General features: G+C 63.7%; 15 protein-coding genes. 13 read left to right on the plus strand and 2 right to left on the minus strand.

The features are described from left to right. Positions 1-23 precede the first annotated feature (23 nt). The 11 genes from KW841_RS02380 to madM all read left to right on the plus strand — a co-directional run bounded on the left by KW841_RS02380 (position 24) and on the right by madM (position 13,990). On the plus strand, positions 24-6,038 hold the full coding sequence (locus KW841_RS02380) for an Hpt domain-containing protein (RefSeq protein ID WP_218473292.1): 6,015 nt from the start codon (positions 24-26) through the stop codon (positions 6,036-6,038). Next, on the plus strand, positions 6,031-6,492 hold the full coding sequence (locus KW841_RS02385; protein ID WP_218473294.1) for a chemotaxis protein CheW: 462 nt from the start codon (positions 6,031-6,033) through the stop codon (positions 6,490-6,492). The genes KW841_RS02380 and KW841_RS02385 overlap by 8 nt, the downstream gene beginning before the upstream one ends. A 247-nt stretch (positions 6,493-6,739) precedes the next feature. Next, positions 6,740-8,410: a malonate decarboxylase subunit alpha gene (mdcA, locus tag KW841_RS02390; protein ID WP_218473296.1), complete on the plus strand. Its 1,671-nt coding sequence runs from the start codon at positions 6,740-6,742 to the stop codon at positions 8,408-8,410. Then, positions 8,410-9,285: a triphosphoribosyl-dephospho-CoA synthase gene (locus KW841_RS02395; RefSeq protein WP_218473298.1), complete on the plus strand. Its 876-nt coding sequence runs from the start codon at positions 8,410-8,412 to the stop codon at positions 9,283-9,285. Before mdcA ends, KW841_RS02395 begins: the two co-directional genes overlap by 1 nt. After that, on the plus strand, positions 9,285-9,584 hold the full coding sequence (locus tag KW841_RS02400) for a malonate decarboxylase subunit delta (protein ID WP_008001147.1): 300 nt from the start codon (positions 9,285-9,287) through the stop codon (positions 9,582-9,584). The genes KW841_RS02395 and KW841_RS02400 overlap by 1 nt, the downstream gene beginning before the upstream one ends. Next, positions 9,577-10,428, plus strand: a complete 852-nt coding sequence (locus tag KW841_RS02405) for a biotin-independent malonate decarboxylase subunit beta (protein WP_218473300.1) — start codon at positions 9,577-9,579, stop codon at positions 10,426-10,428. Before KW841_RS02400 ends, KW841_RS02405 begins: the two co-directional genes overlap by 8 nt. After that, the gene (gene mdcE, locus KW841_RS02410; protein ID WP_218473305.1) at positions 10,425-11,228 is read left to right on the plus strand and encodes a biotin-independent malonate decarboxylase subunit gamma; all 804 of its coding nucleotides are present in this window, start codon (positions 10,425-10,427) and stop codon (positions 11,226-11,228) included. The genes KW841_RS02405 and mdcE overlap by 4 nt, the downstream gene beginning before the upstream one ends. Further along, entirely contained in the window at positions 11,222-11,842 is a 621-nt protein-coding gene (locus tag KW841_RS02415; protein ID WP_218473307.1) for a malonate decarboxylase holo-ACP synthase, read from the plus strand. The genes mdcE and KW841_RS02415 overlap by 7 nt, the downstream gene beginning before the upstream one ends. Further along, positions 11,839-12,750 carry a malonate decarboxylase subunit epsilon gene (mdcH, locus tag KW841_RS02420; protein WP_218473310.1) on the plus strand — a complete coding sequence of 304 codons (912 nt, stop codon included), beginning with the start codon at positions 11,839-11,841 and terminating at the stop codon, positions 12,748-12,750. The genes KW841_RS02415 and mdcH overlap by 4 nt, the downstream gene beginning before the upstream one ends. A 57-nt stretch (positions 12,751-12,807) precedes the next feature. After that, complete coding sequence (gene madL / locus KW841_RS02425) at positions 12,808-13,224, plus strand: malonate transporter subunit MadL (RefSeq protein ID WP_008050285.1); 417 nt, start codon at positions 12,808-12,810, stop codon at positions 13,222-13,224. A gap of 1 nt (position 13,225) precedes the next feature. After that, positions 13,226-13,990, plus strand: coding sequence for a malonate transporter subunit MadM (gene madM / locus KW841_RS02430; RefSeq protein WP_015097187.1), 765 nt, complete (start codon positions 13,226-13,228; stop codon positions 13,988-13,990). A 110-nt stretch (positions 13,991-14,100) separates the two neighbouring features. Here the strand turns inward: madM and KW841_RS02435 are convergent, their stop codons facing one another. Then, positions 14,101-15,015: a LysR substrate-binding domain-containing protein gene (locus tag KW841_RS02435; RefSeq protein ID WP_007975432.1), complete on the minus strand. Its 915-nt coding sequence runs from the start codon at positions 15,013-15,015 to the stop codon at positions 14,101-14,103. Positions 15,016-15,240: 225 nt separating this feature from the next. Here KW841_RS02435 and KW841_RS02440 point away from each other — a divergent pair, with 225 nt between their 5' ends. Further along, positions 15,241-15,858, plus strand: a complete 618-nt coding sequence (locus tag KW841_RS02440; RefSeq protein ID WP_007975433.1) for a hemolysin III family protein — start codon at positions 15,241-15,243, stop codon at positions 15,856-15,858. On the opposite strand, the gene KW841_RS02445 is transcribed toward KW841_RS02440, so the two are convergent. Beyond that, entirely contained in the window at positions 15,855-16,772 is a 918-nt protein-coding gene (locus tag KW841_RS02445; RefSeq protein ID WP_102699944.1) for a LysR family transcriptional regulator, read from the minus strand. The two genes, KW841_RS02440 and KW841_RS02445, sit on opposite strands and share 4 nt — an antisense overlap. Before the next feature lie 109 nt (positions 16,773-16,881). Between KW841_RS02445 and KW841_RS02450 the strand changes: the two genes are divergently transcribed. Next, complete coding sequence (locus tag KW841_RS02450) at positions 16,882-18,123, plus strand: D-amino acid dehydrogenase (RefSeq protein WP_218473313.1); 1,242 nt, start codon at positions 16,882-16,884, stop codon at positions 18,121-18,123. The last annotated feature ends 12 nt before the right edge of the window (positions 18,124-18,135 follow it).

Raw genomic sequence — 18,135 nt, forward strand, 5'->3', positions numbered from 1 at the left:
TGTGAATTGTGATTGGAGTGGTTATGGGTGATCGGCACGACTATGTGGCCCTCGAGTGGGTCAAGGGCGAGATTGCCGAAACGCTGAAACAGGCTCATCACGCGATTGAAAACCTGCTCGATGACCCGCAGGCGACGCACGCGCTGGATGAATGCCTTGCGTGCATCCATCAGGTCCACGGCAGTTTGCAGATGGTCGAATTCTACGGTGCGGCATTGCTCGCCGAAGAAATGGAACAGCTGGCCATGGCCTTGCAGGGTGACCGTGTCAGCCATCGCGATGAGGCGTTGCACCTGTTGATGCAGTCCCTCGGGCAGTTGCCGATCTACCTGGACCGGGTGCAAGGTGCGCGCCGCGACCTGCCACTGGTGGTGTTGCCCCTGATCAACGACCTGCGCAGCGCCCGTGGCGAAAGCCTGCTGTCGGAAACCAGCCTGTTCAGCCCGCAATTGCCCGAGTTGCCTGCACTGGATGCAGAAACGCTGGCGCAGCTTGAGCCGGCCGAATTGCCCAATGTGCTGCGCAAGCTGCGGCAGATGCTGCAGATGGCGTTGGTCGGGTTCCTGCGTGAGCAGGACAACGAAACCAACCTCGATTACCTGGCCAAGGTCTTCGCCCGCCTCGAAGCACTGTGCGCCAATGCCCCCCTGAACCCGTTATGGCAGGTGGCCTCGGCGCTGGTCGAAGGCATGCAGGGCGGTGCGATCGCCAACAGCCCGGCCTTGCGCAGCCTGTTCAAGGACGCCGACAAGGAACTCAAGCGCCTGCTCGAAGAAGGCATGCGCGGCATCAACCAACCGGCGCCACCGGAGCTGCTCAAGAGTTTGCTGTTCTACATTGCCAAGGCCGAACATCCCACCGGGCAGATGCTGACCATGAAAGAACGCTACTCACTGGACGACGCGTTGCCCGACAGCGCGATGGTCGATGAAGAACGCGCGCGGCTGGCCGGTCCCGACCGTGATGCCATGCGCTCGGTGCTGGCAGCGCTGTGCGAAGAGCTGGTGCGGGTCAAGGAACGCCTGGATCTGTTCGTGCGCAGTGACCGCCAGCACACCTCTGACCTCGACAGCCTGCTGGCACCACTGCGGCAAATCGCCGACACCCTGGCGGTCCTGGGCTTCGGCCAGCCGCGCAAGGTGATCATCGATCAATTGGCAGTGGTGCTCAGCCTCGCCCAGGGCCAGCGCGAACCCAACGATGCGATCCTCATGGACGTTGCCGGGGCCTTGCTGTACGTCGAAGCGACGCTGGCCGGCATGGTCGGCACCGTGGAGCCGGAGAGCCAGGATGACAATCGCCTGCCGACCACCGACCTGACGCAGATCCATCAGATCGTGATCAAGGAGGCCCGCATCTGTTTGCAGCAGGCCAAGGACATGATCGTCGACTACATCGACGCCGATTGGGACCGCCAGCATTTGCAGGCGCTGCCGGCCTTGCTGACCCAGGTGCGCGGCGCGCTGGCGATGATTCCATTGAACCGGGCGGCAAGCCTGGTCGAAACCTGTAATCACTTCATTCGCGAGCACCTGTTGCTCGAGCCGGGTCAGCCGGGCTGGCAGGAGCTGGACAGCCTGGCCGACGTGATCACCAGCATCGAATACTACCTCGAGCGCCTCGGCGATGACCCGCAGGCGCAGGGTGAAAACCTGCTCGATGTCGCGGAAAAGAGCCTGGCGAACCTCGGGTTTTTCCCCAGTGAGCAGCATGTGCCCGTGCTGGATGATGTGCTCAACCCGAGCGAAGCGCAGGTCATGCAGATGATGCAGGAGCTGGATGACCCGCAGATCGTCCAGACCCTGGCCGATGTGCTCGCCAGCCCGGTTTCGAGCCTGAACCCGCCCGCCCTGGACACCCCGGGCAGCTTGCTGCCGCCACCCCCGGGCGAAGAGCCGGTGGACGAGGAACTGCGCGAGGTGTTCCTTGAAGAGACCGACGAAGTCCTGGAAATCCTGCGCGAGTATTTGCCGCGCTGGTCGGTCAACCCTGACAACCGCTCGGCCCTGAGTGAACTGCGCCGCGCCTTTCATACCCTCAAGGGCAGTGGCCGCATGGTGCGTGCCCTGGTGCTGGGCGAGCTGGCCTGGGCCGTGGAAAACCTGCTCAACCGCGTACTGGAAAACAGCGTGGAGCCGGGCGCTACGGTGCAGCAACTGATTGGCGATGTGCTGCAGCTGCTGCCGGAGCTGGTGGCTGAATACGCCGCCAATGCCCAGCGCCAGCGCAACGATGTCGACCAGTTGGCCGCCCGCGCCCATGCCCTGGCCAAGGGCGACGAACCGGTGTCCGATGAGGATACGCAGGATGTCGCGGCCCTCGACCCGCTGTTGCTGGAGATCTTCCGCAAAGAGGCGCAAACCCACTTGGGCAGCCTCAATCGTTTCCTTGATCAGGCCGCCGAGCATGTGCCGTTGCAGGCCAGCGACGAATTGCAGCGGGCCTTGCACACCCTCAAGGGCAGTGCCTATATGGCCGGTGTCTTGCCGATTGCCGAGCTGGCCGCGCCACTGGATCAACTGGCCCGGGAATACAAGGCACACCTGATCGCGCTGGACCTGGACGAAGTGGAATTGCTGCTGGAAGCCGAAGGACTGTTCCGCCTCGGTTTGCGCCAGCTCAAGTCCGATCCGCTGGCGGAAATTCCCGGCGCCCGGGATTTGACCGAGCGAGCCAAAGCGCTGCTGGCCGAGCGCCTGGAAAACCTGCTGAACACTCCGAACACCGGGCTGCGGATCAAGCGCGACCCGCAACTGATCAACAACTTCCTCGCCCAGGGCATGGACATCCTGCTGGACGCCGAGAGCCTGCTACAACGTTGGCAGCAACACCCCGGCGAACGCCAGGAACTCAGCGCGCTGCTGGATGAATTGACCACCCTCGGCGAAGGCGCCCACCTGGCCGACCTGCACCCGGTGGATGAGCTGTGCGAGGCGTTGCTCGACCTCTACGGTGCCGTGGAAGAAAGCAGCCTGGCGGTCAGCGAGCGGTTTTTCCATGAGGCTCAGGGTGCCCACGAAGCGCTGATCAACATGCTCGACGAACTGGCCGCCGGTCAGGAAGTCAGCCCGCAACCGCAACGGATCAGGGCCTTGCGCGAGCTGCTCGACGAGAGCCTCGACCCGTCGGCCATGGGCCTGATCCGCAGTGATGGCAGCCGCACCCTGAGCATCCGCGAATTGGGCGCAGCCACCGCCGATCTAGAGCACACGCTACCCCCTGTAGGAGCGAGCCCGCTCGCGATGGACGTTAACGATGACGCGTTATCATTGGATAAACGCGGCGCCGGTGAGACCATCGCGAGCGAGCTCGCTCCTACAGGAGAGGGGCGCGAACTGGACGATGAAATCGTCGCGATCTTCCTTGAAGAAGCGGTGGACATCCTCGAAAGCGCCGGTCAGGCCTTGCAGCGATGGTTACGTGACTCGGACAACGCCGCGCCGCTGTCGTCCCTGCAACGGGATTTGCACACCCTCAAAGGCGGCGCGCGCATGGCCGAGGTCGGGCCGGTCGGTGATCTGGCCCATGAACTGGAAAGCCTTTACGAAGGCCTGGTGGATCGGCGCTACGCCTACAGCGACTCATTGGCGGTGCTATTGCAGCAGAGCCATGACCGCTTGGCGCAGTACCTTGACCAGTTACAGCACAACCAGCCCCTGGGCGATTGCGCTGAGCTGATCGAGGCCATTCGCGCCTACCGGCTGGGCCACTCCGGCGCCGCCGAGGTCAGTGAACTGGCGGCCACCAATGACTCGGTCGCCCATGATCCGGAGTTGCTGGAGATCTTCCTCGAGGAAGGTTTCGACATCATCGAAAGCTCCGGTGCGGCGCTGGAGCGCTGGCAGGCCCAGCCTTCTAGCCGTCAGGAAGTGGAAACCCTGCTGCGCGACCTGCACACCCTCAAGGGCGGTGCACGCATGGTGGAAATCGCCGCGATTGGCGACCTGGCCCATGAACTGGAATTCCTCTACGAAGGCCTGTCCACCGGCGTGCTGCAACCGACGGCGCCGTTGTTCGCGCTGTTGCAACGCAGCCATGACCGCCTGGCGCAGATGCTCGACGCGGCCCGCGCCGGTGAGCCGATGCCGCCCGCCGACCGCTTGATCGATGCGATCAAGAACTTCAGCCACCCGGCCGTGCCCGAGGCGCCCACGCCGGTTGCGTCGCCGGCCACGCCCAAGGCCGAACCACTGGCGCCGCCGTCCGATGCCGGCGCCGACATGGTCAAGGTCTCGGCAGAGCTGCTCGACGATCTGGTCAACCTGGCCGGTGAAACATCGATCTTCCGTGGCCGGATCGAACAGCAGGTCAACGATGCGCACATCGCCCTGAGCGAGATGGAGACCACCATCGAGCGCATGCGCGACCAGTTGCGTCGCCTCGATACCGAAACCCAGGGGCGGATCCTCAGCCGCCAGCAAGTCGACGCCGAACGCCTGGGCTATGAAGAGTTCGACCCGCTGGAAATGGACCGCCACTCACAGTTGCAGCAACTGTCCCGCGCGCTGTTCGAATCCGCCTCTGACTTGCTCGACCTCAAGGAAACCCTCGAACGACGCAATCACGACACGGAAAACCTCCTGCAACAGCAGGGCCGCATCAACACCGAGTTGCAGGAAGGGCTGATGCGCACGCGCATGGTGCCGTTCGAACGCATGCTCCCGCGGTTACAGCGCATCGTCCGCCAGGTGTCCAGCGAATTGGGCAAGGACGTGGATTTCATCGTCGATAACGCCGAAGGCGAGATGGATCGCAACGTGCTTGAACGCATGGCCGCGCCGCTGGAACACATGCTGCGCAACGCCGTCGACCATGGCCTGGAGTCCGTCGAAGCGCGGCTGGCGGCGGGGAAGCCGGCCAAGGGCAAGATCACCCTCGATCTGTTGCGTGAAGGCGGCGACATCATTTTCGACATCCGCGACGACGGCGCCGGTGTGCCGCTGGACGCGGTGCGGCGCAAGGCGATCAAGCGCGGCATGCTCGCCCCGGACAGCGTCATCAGTGATCACGACGTGTTGCAGTTCATCTTGCAACCGGGGTTTTCCACCGCCGAGAAAATCACCCAGATTTCCGGGCGGGGCGTCGGCATGGACGTGGTGCATGAAGAGGTGCGGCAACTGGGCGGCACCATGAGCATCGACTCGGTGCCCGGGCAGGGCGTGCATTTCCGCATTCGCCTGCCGTTTACCGTATCGGTCAACCGGGCGTTGATGGTGCAGTGCGGTGAGGACCAATACGCGATTCCGCTCAATACCATCGACGGCATCGTGCGCGTCCTGCCCAATGAGCTTGAGGGCTATTTCCGCTTCGATTCGCCCACCTACGAATACGCCGGGCAACGTTACGAGCTGTGCTACCTGGGTGAGCTGCTGAAAACCATCCCGCGCCCGAAACTGTTGGGCCAGAGCCTGCCATTGCCTGTGCTGCTGGTGCAGTGCAACGAACGGCACATCGCGGTGCTGGTAGACGCCATGGCCGGCACTCGCGAGATCGTGGTCAAGAGCCTGGGGCCGCAGTTCGCGGCGGTGCAAGGGGTGTCCGGGGCGACGATTCTCGGCGATGGCCGGGTGGTGCTGATCCTGGATCTGCTGGCGCCGATCCGCGCCATGCAGGCCCGCGTACCCCAACATCTCGCGGGGCAGGAGGTCGAGGCCGAACCGCATCGGCCGTTGCTGGTGATGGTGGTCGACGACTCGGTCACCGTGCGCAAGGTCACCAGCCGCTTGCTCGAACGCCACGGCATGAACGTGCTGACCGCCAAGGACGGGGTCGATGCCATGCTGCTGCTGGAAGAGCACATGCCCGACCTGATGCTGCTGGATATCGAGATGCCGCGCATGGACGGCTTCGAGGTCGCGACCCAGGTGCGCAACGACGAACGCCTGCAGCACCTGCCGATCATCATGATCACCTCCCGCACCGGGCAGAAGCACCGCGACCGCGCCATGGCCATCGGCGTCAACGACTACCTGGGCAAGCCGTACCAGGAGTCGGTGCTGCTCGAAAGCATCGCCTTTTGGAGCAAGACCCATGCTTGAACACCGCACCAGCAACCTCACCGGCCTGCTGCTGCCGTTGGCCGACCGCAACCTGATCCTGCCGAACGTCGCCGTGGCCGAGCTGATCGATTACCAGCAACCGGGGACCTTCGATCTCGACACACCGCCGTGGTACCTGGGCCTGGTGACATGGCGCGAACGGCAGATACCGCTGCTGAGTTTCGAATCGGCCTGCGGGCAGAAAATCGTCATCGGTGAACGCGCGCGGATCGTCATTCTCAACGCCCTTGGCGGGCGCCCCGAGCTGAAGTTCATTGCGCTGCTGGTGCAAGGGATTCCGCGCTCGTGCAAGCTCGACAGCCAGTTGAGTTATGTGGATGTGCCGTTGTGTGCGCTGGAGCAGGCGGCGGTGCAGGTGGGGGAGCAGGTGGCGAAGGTGCCGGATTTGTTGGCGCTGGAGGCGTTGTTGGTGGATGCCGGGTTGGCCATCTGATTGCGGTCTTGCGTTGACTGCACCGACCTCTTCGCGGGCAAGCCCGCTCCCACAGTGTCCGTGTGTTGCCCAAATTCAACGGCAACCACTAACCCTGTGGGAGCGGGCTTGCCCGCGAAGAGGCCAGCATGAGCGACGCAGATCTCGATCATTAACCTGAGCGTAACGATCCACCACTCTGCTTGATTGATGCCCCCACCCAACACTCCTAATGTGACCTCCACGACAGCGAACCCGTGGAGTGGTCATGACAACAACAATATCCCCCGACTCGCGATGGACGCGGCGGCGCAGCGAAAAGCAGCGGCGTCTCGAGCTGGTGCGAGGTCTTGCCGACGGTGTGGTGTTGCCCACCGATAACATCGTCGCGGCGCTGGAGGCGTTGATCCTGCCGGGCGACCGCGTGGTGCTCGAAGGCAACAACCAGAAGCAGGCGGATTTCCTTTCACGTTCCCTGGCCAAGGCCGACCCCGAGAAGTTGCATGACCTGCACATGATCATGCCCAGCGTCGGGCGCGCCGAGCATCTGGACCTGTTCGAACGCGGCATCGCGCGCAAGCTCGACTTCTCTTTCGCCGGCACCCAAAGCCTGCGCATCAGCCAGTTGCTCGAAGACGGCCTGCTGGAAATCGGCGCGATCCACACCTACATCGAACTCTACGCGCGGCTGGTGGTGGACCTGATTCCCAACGTCGTGCTCTCGGCCGGCTTCATGGCCGACCGCGCCGGCAACATCTACACCGGGCCGAGCACCGAAGACACCCCGGCACTGATCGAACCGGCGGCCTTCAGCGACGGCATCGTCATTGTCCAGGTCAATCAGTTGGTGGACGATGTCAGCGACCTGCCGCGCGTCGACATTCCCGCCTCCTGGGTCGACTTCGTGGTGGTGGCCGACAAGCCGTTCTACATCGAACCGCTGTTCACCCGCGACCCGCGGCACATCAAACCGGTGCACGTGCTGATGGCGATGATGGCGATCCGCGGCATCTACGAAAAACACAACGTGCAGTCCCTCAACCACGGCATCGGTTTCAACACCGCGGCCATCGAGCTGATCCTGCCGACCTACGGCGAATCCCTCGGCCTCAAAGGCAAGATCTGCCGCAACTGGACGCTCAACCCGCACCCGACCCTGATTCCGGCGATTGAAAGTGGCTGGGTCGAAAGTGTGCATTGCTTCGGCACCGAACTGGGGATGGAGAACTACATTGCGGCGCGGCCGGATGTGTTCTTTACCGGGCGCGACGGTTCCCTGCGTTCCAACCGGATGTTCAGCCAACTGGCCGGGCAATACGCCGTGGACCTGTTCATCGGTGCGACCTTGCAGGTGGATGGCGACGGCCATTCCTCCACCGTGACCCGTGGGCGCCTGGCCGGTTTCGGCGGCGCGCCGAACATGGGCCACGACCCGCGCGGTCGTCGCCACGGCACGCCGGCCTGGCTCGACATGCGCAACACCGACGTGGCCGAGCCGATGCTCGAGCGTGGCAAGAAACTCGTGGTGCAGATGGTCGAGACCTTCCAGGAGGGCGGCAAACCGACCTTCGTCGAAACCCTTGATGCCGTTGATGTAGCGAAGAAAAGCGGCATGCCGCTGGCGCCGATCATGGTCTATGGCGACGACGTCACCCATTTGTTGACCGAAGAAGGTATCGCCTACCTGTACAAGGCGCGCTCGCTGGAAGAGCGCCAGGCGATGATCGCCGCCGTCGCCGGGGTGACCGCCATCGGCCTGCGCCACAACCCCAAAGACACCGCGCGCATGCGCCGCGAAGGCCTGATCGCCTTGCCCGAAGACCTCGGCATCCGCCGAACCGACGCCACCCGCGAACTGCTCGCGGCGAAAAGCGTGGCCGATCTGGTGGAGTGGTCCGGTGGCCTCTACAACCCGCCCGCCAAGTTCAGGAGCTGGTAATGCACGCACTCAACCTGCAACCCAAAACCCTGAGCCTGGCCGAGCAGCTGGCGGACCTGGCGGTGGACGCGCTGATCGACGAGGCTGATCTGTCGCCGAAACCGGCACTGGTCGATCGTCGCGGCAATGGCGCTCACAGCGATTTGCACCTGGGGCTGATGCACGCTTCGGCGCTGTCCCTGTGGCCAGCCTTCAAGGCGATGGCCGATGCCGCGATTGAGTTCGGTGAGATCGGCATGCCCCTGCGCGAAGCCGTGGGCCGCATCGGTCGCGAAGGCGAGCAAGCGATGCTCGACACCACGGGCGGCGTGAACACTCATCGCGGGGCGATCTGGGCCTTGGGCCTGTTGGTCACTGCCGCTGCGCTGGACCCTGAATCAACGGCTGCAAACAGCGTATCGACTCGTGCGGCGCGTCTGGCGCTGCTCGACGACCGTTACGCACCGCGGCCACTCAGTCACGGTGCTCAAGTCGCCCAACGCTACGGCGCACGGGGCGCCCGTGAAGAAGCGCAACTGGGCTTCCCGGCGGTGTTGCAACGCGCGTTGCCGCAACTCAAATGCAGCCGCGCCGCCGGCCATGGCGAACAGAACGCCCGGCTCGATGCGCTGCTGGCGATCATGACGAATCTGGCCGACACCTGCGTGCTTTATCGCGCTGGAGAACAAGGCCTGCACACCATGCAACTCGGCGCCCAGGCAGTGCTCGATGCCGGAGGTAGCGCCAGCCTCGCCGGACGTCGCCGCCTGCATGAACTGGACCAACAACTCATCGCGTTGAATGCCTCGCCCGGTGGTGCTGCGGACCTGCTCGCAGCCTGCCTGTTCATCGACCGTATCGAGTCGGGCGACAGCCTCAAACAGGGAGCTTTCTGATGGAAACCTTATCTTTTGAATTTCCCGCCGGGCAGCCGCCACGCGGTCGTACCCTGGTGGGCTGTGTCGGCTCGGGCGATCTGGAAGTGCTGATCGAACCGGGTCAGGCCGGCAAGCTGACGATCAACGTGCAGACCTCGGTCAATGGCAGCGAACAACGCTGGCAGCATCTGTTCGCACGGATGTTCGACGGCCAGACGCCACCGGCGATGGCCATCGACATCCACGATTTCGGCGCGACCCCCGGTGTGGTGCGCCTGCGTCTGGAACAGGGTTTCGAGGAGATCGGCCATGACTGACAGCGCATCCCTGCTGAAAAAGCACAGCTTCGTCGAACTCGGTGCGCGGCAGCGGGCCAAGGCCCTGCTCGACACCGGCACCTTCCGCGAACTGCTCGACCCTTTTCAACGGATCATGTCGCCGTGGCTGTCGCGCCAAGGCGTGGTGCCGCAAGCCGACGACGGCGTGGTGATCGCCAAGGGCAGCCTCGATGGTTTGCCGGTGGTGATCGCCGCCATCGAAGGCGCGTTTCAGGGCGGCAGCCTCGGTGAAGTCGGCGGGGCAAAAATCGCCGGTGCGCTGGAACTGGCCGCCGAAGACAACCGCAACGGCATCCCGACTCGCGCCGTGCTGCTGCTGGAAACCGGCGGCGTGCGTTTGCAGGAAGCCAACCTCGGCCTGGCAGCGATTGCCGACATCCACGCGGCGATTGTCGATTTGCAGCAGTACCAACCCGTGGTCGGAGTCGTGGCGGGCAGTGTCGGTTGCTTTGGCGGCATGTCGATTGCTGCCGGTTTGTGCAGCTACCTGTTGGTGACCCAGGAAGCGCGACTCGGCCTGAATGGCCCGCAGGTGATCGAGCAGGAAGCTGGACTCGAGGAATACGACTCCCGCGACCGGCCCTTCATCTGGAGCCTGACCGGTGGCGAACAGCGCTTCGCCAGTGGTCTGGTGGATCGCTATGTGGCCGACGACGTGGCGCAGATTCGCCAGCAGGTGGGTGAGTTGCTCCAGCAGGGTTTGCCGGCGCAATCACGCAGTCGTCAGGCCGAACTGTTCCTGCAACGCCTGGCACGTCTGGACGCCGAACCGCAAATCGAGCCGTCCGTGGTTCGCGATCTGTACCAAGGAGAACGCCCATGAGCTCGTATTCCCTGCGTGGTTTGAACTGGTTCAACGCCTTGAGCGCCGGGGCGAAAGCGGTCGAGGGTTTGCCGGCTTCGCTGAAGGTCGCGGACGGTGCGCTGGGCGATCAGCCTGTGCGTTTCATCGCGGTGGTGGCCGATCCGGAAAACCGCTTCGTCCGTGCACGCAATGGCGAAGTAGGTTTGCTCGAAGGCTGGGGCCTGGCCAAGGCCGTGGATGAAGTCATCGCCGCCGATCAGAACAAGGCCCGCAAACGCGCCCTGATCGCCATCGTCGACGTGCCGAGCCAGGCTTACGGTCGCCGCGAAGAAGCGCTCGGCGTTCATCAGGCGCTGGCCGCAGCGGCGGGCAGTTACGCCCGTGCCCGTCTGGCCGGCCATGCGGTGATCGGTTTGCTGGTGGGCAAGGCGATGTCCGGGGCGTTCCTGGCCCACGGCTATCAGGCCAATCGTTTGATCGCCCTGCGCGATCCGGGGGTGATGGTGCATGCCATGGGCAAGGCGTCGGCGGCGCGGGTGACCTTGCGCAGCGTCGAAGAACTCGAAGCCCTGGCGGCCAGCGTGCCGCCGATGGCCTATGACATCGACAGCTATGCCAGCCTCGGGCTGCTGTGGGAAACCTTGTCGGTGGAGCAAATCGAGCAGCCGACTAAGGCGGATCTGGCGCGGGTGACCGAGTGCCTGGGGCAGGCGATGGGCGATATCGCCGAGAAGGGTGCAGATCTCAGAGGTCGTCTCGGTGCAGCCAATCGTGCGGCGTCGAGCAAGGTTCGCCAATTGCTGAGAGCACAGTGGTGAATGCGCTTCTGGCTCACGACCTGCTGTGGGGCATGACCCCGCGACAGTTGCCTGTGGATGCCCCGGCGTGGGTGATCGACTCGATCAGTGCCGGCCAGCCGGTGGTGGTCCGTCGCGCCTTGAGCGCGGCGGGGCAGGTGGCGGTGGGCGTGCGCGGGCCGTTGCGCGAACAGCGGTTTGCGACGCAGATGGAAGTCGCCACCATCACGCGGCGGGTGCGGCCGGAAGAACTTTGCCGTGTTCAAGGCCTGCGTGATTTCCCGGCGCTGCGTGCCTTGGCGCAACTGCGCTTGCACCTCGATGAGAGTGGCTGGGTCTGGGGTGTCAGTGGCAGTGCCGGGTTTGAGTTGGCCAGCGGGTTTGCCGCATTGCACGAGGGCAGCGATCTCGACCTGATCCTGCGAACGCCACGGCCGTTGAGTCGTGCCGACGCGCAGGCGCTGGTGGCCGTTCTCGACACGGCCGTGTGCCGCGTGGACCTGCAATTGCAGACACCCTTGGGCGCCGTTACCTTGCGCGAGTGGGCCGGCACTGCGTCGCGGGTCCTGCTGAAAAACGCCACTCAGGCCCGTCTGGTCACTGACCCGTGGCATCCACGGGAGCAGGCAGCGTGAGCAGCTTGCTGGTGTTCCCCGGCCAGGGTGCGCAGCAACCCGGCATGCTGGCGCGCTTGCCTCGGGAAACGTTGAACGAGGCGAGCGATTGGCTCGGTGAAGACGTGACGCAGCTGGATTCTGCCGAAGCGCTGCGGTCGACGAGGGCGGTTCAGCTTTGCCTGCTGATCGCTGGCGTCGCCGCTTCACGCCAGCTGGCCATGGCCCCGGACTACGTGGCCGGCTTGTCGATTGGCGCTTATCCGGCGGCAGTGGTGGCGGGTGCATTGGGTTTCAGCGATGCACTGCATCTGGTCAGCCTGCGCGGTGAGCTGATGCAGCAGGCTTATCCACAGGGCTACGGCATGACCGCGATCATCGGTCTGGAGCTGGCCCTGGTGGAAGATTTGTTGGCGCAGGTTCACAGCGCCGATGCGCCGGTCTATCTGGCCAATATCAACGCCGATAACCAGGTGGTGATTGCCGGTAGCGATGCGGCGATGAAAGCGGTAGCCGAGTTGGCGAAAGGTTGCGGAGCCGGACTGGCCAAGCGTCTGGCAGTGAGCGTGCCATCCCACTGCCCACTGCTTGAGGTGCCCGCGCAACGACTAGCCGAAGCCTTCGCCAGGGTAGCGCTGCAAACCCCGAAGGTGGGCTATCTGAGCGGCAGCCGTGCGCGTCCGCTGAACAGGCCTGAAGCCTTGCGTGACGACCTGGCTTTCAACATGTGCCGCATCGTCGATTGGCGCGGTACGGTACAAAGCGCCTACGAGCGCGGCGTACGTCTACAGATCGAACTGCCGCCCGGTGCGGTGTTGACCGGGCTGGCGCGCCGGGTGTTCGAACAGGGCAGCGTGATTGCCTTCGACGGTGCTCGGCTCGATACCCTGCAGGCGCTGATGCGTGAGGAGGGAAGCCGCCACTCCTAAAACTCAGGCTTCGAACAACAAAAACAACATTCGAAATGCACTTTGAGGACTACAACAATGATTATTTACGGTGTGGCGCTGTTGGCGATCTGTACGCTGGCAGGGGTGATCATGGGTGACATGCTCGGGGTGTTGCTGGGTGTGAAATCAAACGTCGGCGGCGTCGGGATCGCGATGATCCTGCTGATTTGCGCACGGTTGTGGATGCACAGGCGTGGCGGCATGACCCGGGAGTGCGAGATGGGCGTCGGTTTCTGGGGCGCGATGTACATCCCGGTGGTGGTGGCGATGGCGGCGCAACAGAACGTGGTTACGGCGCTGCACGGTGGTCCGGTGGCGGTGCTGGCGGCGATCGGTTCGGTGGTGGTTTGCGGTTGCACCATTGCCCTGATCAGCCGGACCCACAAAGGCGAACCCTTGCCCGATGAACCGGCGGATGTAACGCAGGTTGGCGCACCGGCAGGAGGTCGCTGATATGTGGGATCTGATCAAGAGCGGTCTGGAACACAACGGTCTGGTCACCGCATTCGCCTTCGTCGGCGTGATCATGTGGGTGTCAGTGGTGATCTCCAAACGCCTGACCTTCGGACGCATCCACGGCTCGGCGATTGCCATCGTCATCGGCCTGGTGCTGGCCTGGGTTGGCGGAACGATGACCGGCGGGCAAAAGGGCCTGGCGGACTTGACGCTGTTTTCCGGCATCGGCCTGATGGGTGGCGCCATGCTGCGGGACTTTGCCATCGTCGCCACGGCATTCGAGGTGCAGGCCACCGAAGCGAAAAAGGCCGGTTTGATTGGCGTGATCGCGCTGCTGTTGGGCACGGTGCTGCCGTTCATTGTCGGCGCGTGCATGGCCTGGGTATTCGGTTACCGCGACGCGGTGAGCATGACCACCATTGGCGCCGGTGCGGTGACTTACATCGTCGGCCCAGTGACCGGGGCCGCGATTGGCGCCAGTTCCGATGTGGTGGCGCTGTCGATTGCCACCGGCCTGATCAAGGCGATCCTGGTAATGGTGGGCACGCCGATGGCGGCGCGCTGGATGGGCCTGGACAACCCGCGTTCGGCGATGGTGTTCGGTGGGCTGGCTGGTACGGTCAGCGGCGTGACCGCCGGCTTGGCGGCGACGGACCGGCGCCTGGTGCCTTATGGCGCGCTAACGGCCACGTTCCACACCGGGCTTGGCTGTCTGCTGGGGCCTTCGCTGTTGTTCTTCATTGTTCGCGGGATTGTGGGGTAGCCACAAATCCTGAGTCGTCAGATCCGACGCCTTCGCGGGCAAGCCCGCTCCCACAGGGACAGCGCAGTTCCTGTGGGAGCGGGCTTGCTCGCGAAGGGTGCGACTCGGTTTCAAGCCTGGCGATTGGCATACATCCGACACTCCGCCAGCAACGCCAGCAGGTTCGGATCACGCTCCTTGGCCTTCAGGAACACCACGCCAATGTGTTGCTGCAAGCGGTACTTTTCCTGCAACGGGATCAGCTTCACCCGGTTCTCGTACACAGCCGCAATACGTCCCGGCAGCAACGCATAACCCACGCCCGAACTGACCATGCTCAGCAGGGTGAAGATGTCGTTGACCTGCATCGCCACCTTCGGTTCGAACCCTGCCTGCTCGAATACCCGCTTGCCGTCCTGATGGGTGGCGAAGCCCTGGGTCAGGGTGATGAAGGTTTCGTCGCGGACTTCGGCCAGGTCGACTTCAGTCCGTTGGGCAAACTTCGAGTCGGCGGGTGTGGCGAGGAAGATGTCGTCGGAAAACAGCGGGATCTGCTCGCAATCCGGATCGTTGACACTCTCGTCCAGCGACACCAGGGCCGCATCGACTTCCATGTTCTTGAGCTTGTAGAGCAGGTCGATATTGGAGCCCAGAATCAGGTCGATGTTGAGTTCGCTGCGGCGGATTTTCAGGCCCATGATCAGTTGCGGTACGGTCTTCACCGTCAGCGAATACAGCGATCCCAACTTGAAACGCTCGGCCGAGAACCCGGCGGCCTCGCGGGTCAGGCGCACGCTTTCGACGACATCCTGAATCAGCTTCTGCGCCCGCTCTTCCAGCACGTAAGCGCTTTCCAGCGGTGTGAGGTTGCGGCCTTCGTGCTTGAACAGCGGGCAGCGCAGGGCACTTTCCAGGGAATGGATCGCCCGATGCACGCTGACGTTGCTGGTCTGCAATTCGGCGGCGGCGCGTGCCAGGTTGCCGGTGCGCATGAAGGCCAGGAACACCTCGAGTTTTTTCAGGGTCAACTCTTCATCGATCAGCATGGGGCGGACTCTTTTTGGTATCGGTCAATTGTGCCCGTTAAACACGGAGCGTTGTAGGAGCTGCCGAAGGCTGCGATCTTTTGACGTTGAAGATCAAAAGATCGTCCGAACGCGGCCCGAGCCTTCGGCAGCTCCTACAGGAATCGTGACGTACGGAAACATTGCACTTTTACGCTCAAGGCTTGAGCCTTGTTTTGCGGTAACTATTTTTAAGGTGAGTAATCGATGTATCACGGAGAAAGACTGAACGCCTGGACGCATCTGGCCGGGGCTGTGGCGGCGTTTATCGGCGGGGTGTGGCTGATTGTGCTGGCCAGTCTCGACGGCAGCCCGTGGAAGATTGTCAGCATGGCGATCTACGCCTTTACCTTGCTGGTGCTTTACAGCGCATCGACCGTGTACCACAGCGTGCGCGGACGCAAGAAAGCGATCATGCAGAAGGTCGATCACTTCTCGATCTACCTGTTGATCGCCGGCAGCTACACGCCTTTCTGCCTGGTGACCCTGCGCGGGCCGTGGGGCTGGACCTTGTTCGGGATTGTCTGGGGGCTGGCGCTGATCGGCATCCTGCAAGAGATCAAGCCGCGTTCGGAGGCGCGGATTCTGTCGATCGTGATTTATGCGGTGATGGGCTGGATTGTGCTGGTGGCGGTCAAGCCGCTGCTCGCGGCGCTGGGCGGCGCCGGGTTTGCGTGGTTGGCCTCGGGCGGGGTGTTGTACACGGTGGGGATAATCTTTTTTGCCCTTGATCATCGCCTGCGCCATGCCCACGGGATCTGGCATCTGTTCGTGATCGCCGGGAGCTTGCTGCACTTTGTGGCGATTTTCTTTTATGTCCTTTAAGGCTGTACCGGGGCCAGCCGATCCAATTGCTCCCGGGCTCGGCGGCTGAATACCTGCAACAGGTCATTCAAGGTGTGGGGCGGTGGTTCGGCGGCGCGGGTCACTGCGTACAGGGTGATGGGTAACGGCGGTGCCAGAGGGCGGATCATTGTGTTGGCGGGAGAGGCGCCAAGGGCGGTGAACGGATCGATCACCGCCAGGCCCGCGCCAGATTCCACCATCGCCCGTGCCAGTGAGTAGGTTTGCACGGCGATGCGTACCCGGGGCGGCGGTTCGACCGCTTCCAGGTAACTGTCGAGCCGCGCGGCCAGTGGATCGGCGCTGGATAGGCCGATCAGCGGCGCATCCGCCAGCGCCATCAGCGGTAACGGTTTACCCACCTCTTCCTGAGTCCAGTAACCACTCGGCGCCAGCGCCACCAGCACGCCGGACGCCAGCGCCTGGGCCTTGAGCCCCGGGTGATCCGGGCGTTGCAGGGTCAGGGCGACATCCACTTCGCGCATCAACAGGTTCTGCACCAGTTCGCGACTGTGGGCGCTGGAGAGTTCGCAAGCGATGTCCGGGTAGCGCCCGGTCCATTCGTGAATGGCCGGCGGCAGCAATGACAGGGCCAGTGCCGGGGTGGCACCGATGCGCAGGCTGTGGCCCGGTTCGCGGCGCAGGCTCTGTGCCAGGCGTCGCACGCCTTGCAGGCTTTCACTGACCTTGTCCACTTCACGCTCCAGCTCCAGCGCTTCCGGCGTCGCCTGCAACTTGCCGCGTACCCGCAGGAACAGCGGGAAACCCAATTGTTGCTCGGCGTGCTGCAACACCTTGCTCACCGCCGGCTGCGAGACGTGCAGCAATTGCGCGGCAGCGCTGATCGAACCGGTCTGGCGGATGGCCTGGAAAATCTCGATATGGCGTAGGCGCATGGCAAGTCCATAACCTTTGTTTATGGGTTTGCCATCTTTATGCATTGTTCAACGTCTGTCACCTGGCTCTAACCTTGGCCTCGTCTTCGCAACGGTTTTAAGGACGGACATGGCTCAGCGTGTGTGCATCATCGGTGGCGGTGTGATTGGCCTGGCAACGGCCTATGCGCTGGTGCGCGACGGCTTTGAGGTGACGGTGGTCGAGGCACGGGGCTCGCTGGGCAGCGAAACCAGCTTCGCCAACGGCGGCCAGTTGTCCTATCGCTATGTCGCGCCCCTGGCCGACGCCGGTGTGCCTTTGCAAGCCATAGGCTGGATACTGCGCGGCGACTCACCGTTGAAGCTGCGCCCGCGCTTTGACCCGGCCCAGTGGCGCTGGATGGCATCGTTCCTCGGCGCCTGCCGCCGCTCGGTCAACCGCGAGAACGCCGCGCACCTGCTGCGTCTGGCGCTGTTCAGCCAGGACACATTGAAGTCCTGGCGCGAAGGCGATGGGCTGACGGGATTCCAGTGGCGGCGCAATGGCAAACTGGTGACCTTCCGCCAGAACAGCAGCTTTGAGCGTGCGCGCCAGAGCCTGGCCGACCCGCAGCAACAGCAGGTGTTGTCGCCGGCCGAATGCGCGCAAGTGGAACCGGCGCTGATCGATGCGCCCTTTGTCGGGGCGATCTACACCCCGGACGAAGAGGTGGGCGACTGCCACGGTTTTTGCCAGCAACTGGCCGCCCGGCTGCAAGCATCCGGCCGTTGCGAGTTTCGTCTCGGGCAAGCGGTAACCGGCATCCGCCACAGCAACGGCAGCGTCAACGCCATCGAACTGGGCGAGCAAGTGCTGCCGGTCGATCAACTGGTGATCGCCGCCGGTCACCGTAGCCCGCTGTTGGCGCTTCCCGGGTTGCAACTGCCACTTTACCCGCTCAAGGGCTACAGCCTGACCGTGCCGATCGGCGCCGGTCACCGGGCGCCGGACGTGAGCATCACCGACTACGACCGCAAGATCGTCTACGCCCGCATCGGCAAGCAATTGCGAGTGGCGGCAATGGTCGACATTGTCGGCTTCGACCCTGCTTTGGACCCCAAGCGCCTGGCACTGATCAAGCGTCAGGCCCATGACACCTTTCCAGATGCCGGCACCTATGACGAAGCCGTCGAGTGGGCTGGCATGCGCCCGGCCACCCCTAGCGGCGTGCCGTTGCTGGGCGCGACGGCGTATCGCAACCTGTGGCTCAACCTCGGCCACGGCGCGCTGGGTTTCACCCTGGCATGCGGCAGCGGGCGCTTGCTCAGCGAGCTGATCGGCGAGCGCCAGCCCTCCATTGACCTTCAGGGTTTCAGCCACCGGGCCGCCTGAATACTGATTTCT

The sequence above is a fragment of the Pseudomonas sp. PDM28 genome (genome assembly GCF_019219115.1).
In the GTDB taxonomy this organism is placed as follows: Bacteria; Pseudomonadota; Gammaproteobacteria; order Pseudomonadales; family Pseudomonadaceae; genus Aquipseudomonas; species Aquipseudomonas laurylsulfatiphila.

Coding starts and splice junctions, on each gene's coding strand:
- KW841_RS02380 (WP_218473292.1), top strand. CDS start 24: ATGGGTGATCGGCACGACTATGTGGCCCTCGAGTGGGTCAAGGGCGAG.
- KW841_RS02385 (WP_218473294.1), top strand. CDS start 6,031: ATGCTTGAACACCGCACCAGCAACCTCACCGGCCTGCTGCTGCCGTTG.
- mdcA (WP_218473296.1), top strand. CDS start 6,740: ATGACAACAACAATATCCCCCGACTCGCGATGGACGCGGCGGCGCAGC.
- KW841_RS02395 (WP_218473298.1), top strand. CDS start 8,410: ATGCACGCACTCAACCTGCAACCCAAAACCCTGAGCCTGGCCGAGCAG.
- KW841_RS02400 (WP_008001147.1), top strand. CDS start 9,285: ATGGAAACCTTATCTTTTGAATTTCCCGCCGGGCAGCCGCCACGCGGT.
- KW841_RS02405 (WP_218473300.1), top strand. CDS start 9,577: ATGACTGACAGCGCATCCCTGCTGAAAAAGCACAGCTTCGTCGAACTC.
- mdcE (WP_218473305.1), top strand. CDS start 10,425: ATGAGCTCGTATTCCCTGCGTGGTTTGAACTGGTTCAACGCCTTGAGC.
- madL (WP_008050285.1), top strand. CDS start 12,808: ATGATTATTTACGGTGTGGCGCTGTTGGCGATCTGTACGCTGGCAGGG.
- madM (WP_015097187.1), top strand. CDS start 13,226: ATGTGGGATCTGATCAAGAGCGGTCTGGAACACAACGGTCTGGTCACC.
- KW841_RS02435 (WP_007975432.1), bottom strand. CDS start 15,015: ATGCTGATCGATGAAGAGTTGACCCTGAAAAAACTCGAGGTGTTCCTG.
- KW841_RS02440 (WP_007975433.1), top strand. CDS start 15,241: ATGTATCACGGAGAAAGACTGAACGCCTGGACGCATCTGGCCGGGGCT.
- KW841_RS02445 (WP_102699944.1), bottom strand. CDS start 16,772: ATGCGCCTACGCCATATCGAGATTTTCCAGGCCATCCGCCAGACCGGT.
- KW841_RS02450 (WP_218473313.1), top strand. CDS start 16,882: ATGGCTCAGCGTGTGTGCATCATCGGTGGCGGTGTGATTGGCCTGGCA.